A 1,285-nucleotide genomic window follows, 5' to 3' on the forward strand; every position below is an offset into this window, starting at 1 on the left:
GGGCTGCGCAAGGCCTCCCGGATGCAGGCGGTTGGCTTGCATCAGAATGTCGGCGATACCGGCGGCCTCAAACAACATGCCACCGTCAGGTACGATAATCAGGATCTTCTTCATGTCCTGAAAAGTACCTTTATCACAAAATAAGTCAAGCGGCAGACGAACACCGTCGCAGAGATAAATGAGGCGTGCCGGGTGAAAGTGTGGAACGGCAAATGTTGGGAAGAAGTAAAAGAAAGATGTAGTAACGGTAAAACTTCTTGCGTGTGGTTCACTGTCAACGCCGCTGAAACCCCGGTGATGCTGCCAACTTACTGATTTAGTGTATGATGGTGTTTTTGAGGTGCTCCCGTGGCTTCCATCTCCATCAGTTGTCCCTCCTGCTCAGCTACTGAAGGCGTGGTGCGTAACGGTAAAAGTACTGCCGGACATCAGCGCTATCTCTGCTCTCACTGCCGTAAAACATGGCAGCTACAGTTCACTTACACCGCCTCTCAGCCCGGTACACACCAGAAAATTATTGATATGGCCATGAATGGCGTCGGATGTCGCGCCAGTGCACGCATTATGGGCGTTGGCCTCAACACGATTTTACGACACTTAAAAAACTCAGGCCGCAGTCGGTAACCTCGCGCATACAACCGGGCAGTGATGTGATTGTCTGCGCGGAAATGGACGAACAGTGGGGTTACGTCGGCGCTAAATCACGCCAGCGCTGGTTGTTTTACGCGTATGACAGGATACGGAGGACGGTTGTGGCGCACGTATTCGGTGAACGCACGTTGGCCACGCTGGAGCGTCTTCTGAGCCTGCTGTCGGCCTTTGAGGTCGTGGTATGGATGACGGATGGCTGGCCGCTGTATGAACCCCGCCTGAAGGGAAAGCTGCACGTAATCAGCAAGCGATATACGCAGCGAATTGAGCGGCATAACCTGAATCTGAGGCAGCACCTGGCACGGCTGGGACGGAAGTCGCTGTCGTTCTCAAAATCGGTGGAGCTGCATGACAAAGTCATCGGGCATTATCTGAACATAAAACACTATCAGTAAGTTGGAGTCATTACCCACGTCGCCATCTTTAAGGATGTAATCTTTCCCTTCCGCACGCATCTTGCCTGCTTCTTTCGCGCCTTGCTCACCCTTGCAGGTGATAAAGTCTTAAAACGCGATAGTCTGCGCACGAATGAAGCCCTTCTTAAAGTCGGTGTGGATCTTAACGGCCGCGTGAGGCGCAGTCGCACGGACAGGGATGATTCACGCGTTCACTTCTTTCACCCCCGCGCTGAAGT

At 52.8% G+C, this 1,285-nt stretch carries 1 protein-coding gene and 1 pseudogene; one reads left to right on the forward strand and one right to left on the reverse strand.

From position 1 onward, the window contains the following. The first annotated feature begins 348 nt into the window (after window positions 1–348). Window positions 349–1,046 (forward strand): IS1 family transposase gene (locus WDV06_RS36880; protein WP_227157174.1). Its coding sequence is split into 2 segments (ribosomal slippage): window positions 349–598 and window positions 598–1,046, totalling 699 coding nucleotides; the frame shifts between segments, so codons are not numbered across the junction. On the opposite strand, the pseudogene WDV06_RS36885 reads toward WDV06_RS36880, so the two are convergent. After that, window positions 981–1,250, reverse strand: a pseudogene (locus WDV06_RS36885) (DUF933 domain-containing protein). The gene WDV06_RS36880 and the pseudogene WDV06_RS36885 overlap by 66 nt on opposite strands. Window positions 1,251–1,285: the final 35 nt, after the last annotated feature.

Source organism: Streptomyces racemochromogenes (assembly GCF_044129415.1).
Classification (GTDB): domain Bacteria; phylum Actinomycetota; class Actinomycetes; order Streptomycetales; family Streptomycetaceae; genus Streptomyces; species Streptomyces racemochromogenes_A.